The organism is Pseudomonas nicosulfuronedens (genome assembly GCF_005877905.1).
Taxonomy (GTDB): Bacteria; Pseudomonadota; Gammaproteobacteria; order Pseudomonadales; family Pseudomonadaceae; genus Pseudomonas; species Pseudomonas nicosulfuronedens.
In genome coordinates, this window is sequence record NZ_SWDV01000088.1 from 1 (window position 1) to 3,833 (window position 3,833).

At 58.7% G+C, this 3,833-nt stretch carries 5 protein-coding genes; all 5 read left to right on the forward strand.

The window, feature by feature from the left end:
- A partial coding sequence (locus FAS41_RS30335) for a DUF3150 domain-containing protein (protein ID WP_138526965.1) occupies positions 1-711 on the forward strand: 711 nt, incomplete at its 5' end.
- 77 nt (positions 712-788) lie between these two features.
- Positions 789-2,534 carry a VWA domain-containing protein gene (locus FAS41_RS30340; RefSeq protein ID WP_138526966.1) on the forward strand — a complete coding sequence of 582 codons (1,746 nt, stop codon included), beginning with the start codon at positions 789-791 and terminating at the stop codon, positions 2,532-2,534.
- A 70-nt stretch (positions 2,535-2,604) separates the two neighbouring features.
- On the forward strand, positions 2,605-3,048 hold the full coding sequence (locus tag FAS41_RS30345; protein WP_138526967.1) for a hypothetical protein: 444 nt from the start codon (positions 2,605-2,607) through the stop codon (positions 3,046-3,048).
- A 65-nt stretch (positions 3,049-3,113) separates the two neighbouring features.
- Complete coding sequence (locus FAS41_RS30350; RefSeq protein WP_138526968.1) at positions 3,114-3,512, forward strand: hypothetical protein; 399 nt, start codon at positions 3,114-3,116, stop codon at positions 3,510-3,512.
- 96 nt (positions 3,513-3,608) lie between these two features.
- Positions 3,609-3,833 (forward strand): hypothetical protein (locus tag FAS41_RS30355; protein WP_138526969.1); only part of this gene is annotated, 225 nt, incomplete at its 3' end.

A 3,833-nucleotide genomic window follows, 5' to 3' on the forward strand; every position in this document is an offset into this window, starting at 1 on the left:
AAAGAAGAGTGGCGAAATGCAATTCAGGCTTCGGTGACGCCCAAGGCGAAAGTCGAGGAAGGAATGCAGTTCGGCTATGCCGCGTGCCGAGTGGCTCCGGACGGTGATACCCACCTGTCCGACACGCTCGGTAAGCAGGTCCGTGGATTGTCAGATCAGCTTTACGCTGAAACGGCAGACACAGCGCTCCGGCTCCTGGAAACGGGACTCGCGACGCGGGGCCAGGTGACTCAGGTGACACTGAACACCGTGCGCAAAATCAGCACGAAACTCCGAGGCCTCATGTTCCTGTCCTCGGATGTGAAGGTGCTGACTGACCATATCGAAGAGGTGCTGGCATCCCTGCCGCAGGCTGGTCCTGTGTCGGGGGTGGAGTACAACACTGTGGTCACGCTGGTATCGAGCCTGAGCGACGAGGACTCGATTCGGCGACTCGTCAAAAACCTCAATCTGGCCAAGGGAAACGCCGGCGCACCTGCACTGCAGGTCACGTCAACGGCTCCTTGTGATGCGGATCGAGTGGAGCCTAAACAGGTACAACTCGCCGAGCTGTTTTCAGCTGCAGCGAGTGCCGAACAGGAGCCCGCCGATCTGCTCTTTCCGGTAGATGCTCCCGCCCCGGTGGTAGCTGAGATCCCGAGCCCAACGCCAGCAACGTCGGCGCCGGTGGAGGTAGCCCCTCAACCGATACCGCAAAACTTCTGGTTTTAACCATCAAAAACCCCGTGCGGGAGTTCTCTTCCGCAAGGGGAGAACTCCTTTCCGCGGTGGCGAGAAAGGAGACAACGATGAGTACGAAATCCTTGGTCGGCTCACTGCCGATCTACGCTCAACACCTGGCCGAGAAAACCGGCGTAAAGGTGTTTGTTGAAGGCTCGGTTGCTTACACGAATGTGAACAGGGAGGTGTATGTCCCTTTCGCTGATGATGACCTGGACCTAGCCTTTGGCTACATCGACCACGAGTGCTCCCACGTCCGCAACACCGACTTGGAAGCCTTTGAGCAAAGTAAATCTGTCGCGTTTCGCCGGCACCTGCTGAATGCGCTCGAAGATATCCGTATCGAGCGCTTAAGCATGGAGCAGTACCCGGGCACGGAGGACAACCTCCGCTACCTCAATCGAAAGGTTCTGTTGGAGCCGTTCGTGGCAGCTTCGGTGGACGCATGTCCTCCGCTGCACGTCGTCGCCAACGCTGTTCTTTTCGGGGGCTACTGGCTGCTGCAGGAGCCGCAATTAGAGGTTCCGGCAAAGGCGTACCTCGCCCGCCTGGACTCTCTAATCGGCACCGACGCGGCGCGTTCGGTGATGGAGATAGTGAAGCGGACGCTCGACTGCGGGTCTACCTGGGAAGTTCTCCAGTTGGTCGACGAGATTATTGCGTTGCTGCCGTCCTCATCTGAGGCGCCACGCGATAAAAACGGTCCGCAGCCGGGTGATGCTAACGAACCCGGCTCGCCGGAGGCAGGTGAGTCTGACCAGGAAGGGCAACAGTCCAACCAGGAAGGCCCAAACAGTTCCGGCGACGATGCATCGGAGGCGGGGAATCAAGGGGCTGTTGAGCCCTGCGATGGACCTGCTGAAGCAGCAAAGCCGAATGCTTCAGGCGAAAGCGCACCTGACGGGGCTCCTAACCTGCGCGAGCTGGCCATGGAGGCCTCGGAAGCTGATCTCGATGGTTTAGTTTCCGACGTGGGTGACGTAGCCGCTGCTCTGCTGACTCAGGGAGCTAAAAGCAACCCGCCAAATCTCTCGCCATTCACCTTGGGCGGTCGCGCAATGGACCGATCACAAATGGAAGGCGAGTCGCGCGTCAGGTACGGAGTATTCCAGTCGTCCGGACTTCAACAGTGCCTGTATGGGCTGTTGCAGGCGAAGGTGGATTGCCGAGTAAGCCTTAGGCGTTCCGGGAAGCGTTTGGATACCGGGCGCCTGGCCATGCTGCCGGCGGGGGAAACCAGGATCTACCGTCACAAGGCGCGTGCAGAGCGAAGTTCAGCAGCGGTGCAATTGCTGCTGGACAAGTCGACAAGCATGCGCGAGTCGATGGGAGAAGCTGAAGCCGCGATCTATGCCGTCCTTCATGCGCTGGAAAACATTCCCCAAGTCACAACGGGGGCTATGTCCTTCCCGAACATGTCTGGCGATGGTGTAGAGCGCTGCGCGCTGATCAAAAGCTGGCGGGAGAGGCTTGTAACCGCGGTGCGAGAGGGTGGCTTCGGAGCTTCGGCTCAGGGGCTAACCCCGTTGTACAGAGCAATCTGGCCAGCGGCATGCGAAGTCCTTCGGGCACCGGGTGAGCGAAAGCTGCTCCTGATTGCTACCGATGGCGAGCCTGACTCCGGAACTGAGCAGCAGGTGAGGGAACTGGTCGCGCGCTGCGAGGCGAGCGGTATTGAGGTGTTTGGCCTGGGTTTTGGAAAGGCAACCGCCACAGTCCTTGCCAAGTGCTTCTCGAGGTACCAAGCGATAGGTCAAGTATCCAACCTCAAGAACGCGCTCTACGAGCTCGTTCGAGAGTCACTGGTCGCCTGAAGTAACCAATCATCCCATTGGGGGTCTCCCCCAATGGGCGAGACCTCCGTGCGGAATGTGGAGGTCTGAAATGGAAAATATTGTACTTGCCATGCCCCTGTTCGATTTGTTCGGGGAGCAGGTCGTAACCCAACGCCGAACCTTCGGGCCACGCCCGCGCCGCTCCACTGCTGCCAAGGTGATCCAACTCGGTCTTCTCGACATCATCGAGATGTCCGAAGCAGAGCTGGAACGGTTGAGGGGGGAAGACGAAGTTACTGACGACTACGTTCAGTGGCTCAGGGAGTACCTCTTGAAGCTCACGTTGCGCCAACTGGTTCATCCCCAGTCGAGCAACGAAACGCGTATGGATGCACTGCTGTGGATCCAAAGTGATGACAACCATCCCTTCAGCTTCCGGGCTTGCTGTAACGCCTGGACTGAGGCTCACCTCGACCGCGGTGCGGATCACGAGGATGTGCGGGACGGTGTTCTCTGGATCTGCCGCAAACTGCAGACAAAACTGAAACTGTAAAAAAGCCCGCCGAGGGGGAAAGCCCCTCGCGGGCTTTCTCTTTTCGGCATCGAAAGGAGAGAAAGATGGACCTCAACCATGAAAACCTGCGCCGGCAGGCGCTGGAGTTTCGTGAGCGCAATGAGCAAGAAGTAAACGCCGTTCAGAGCGACCTGGTTCGCAGCGGATTGGTGTTGCTGGACAAGGTCTGCTCCGCGGTCTTGGGCCAAGGTGAACTGAGCTTGGTACGCGAAGCGTTGGTCGGGAACAACCTCAGTCAGGTGTTCTCACTCCTGCGCCCGCGAGCTCACGATCTCGGCCGCGTAGATCACGCTGGCATCTACTGGGAATGGATCGACGCCTACGGCTTCTTCCAGGACGCAGTGGACACCAGCTGGCGCTACATGACGATAGAGCGCCGCGCGCAGGCACTTGCCTGGGCTTCCCAGAAAACGTCTGCAATCAACAGCTACTGCAAGCAATAGCAACAGCAGGACCGCCGGCGTAGCCGGCGACATGCACAACCCATACGGGGCTTCACTCCGTATGGGGGGCCGCTCCGTCAACTCGGAGTGAGCAGCATGAATCCAATCCTCGCTGCAGCGCAGATGACTGCCGGTACCACCGTGAAGAGAAAGGCCTGGGCCTCCCGTGGCGACACCAAAGTCCATCTATGGGAGTTGGAGTCTGGGGGCGTGCTGATGTTGCAGCACGTTAAGGGTGAAGGCTTTAAACAACCGGTGATATTGGAAAGTGAAATGGAAGTGGTCGTAGACCGATTCCGGCACAAAAGAGGCCAGCGGGTA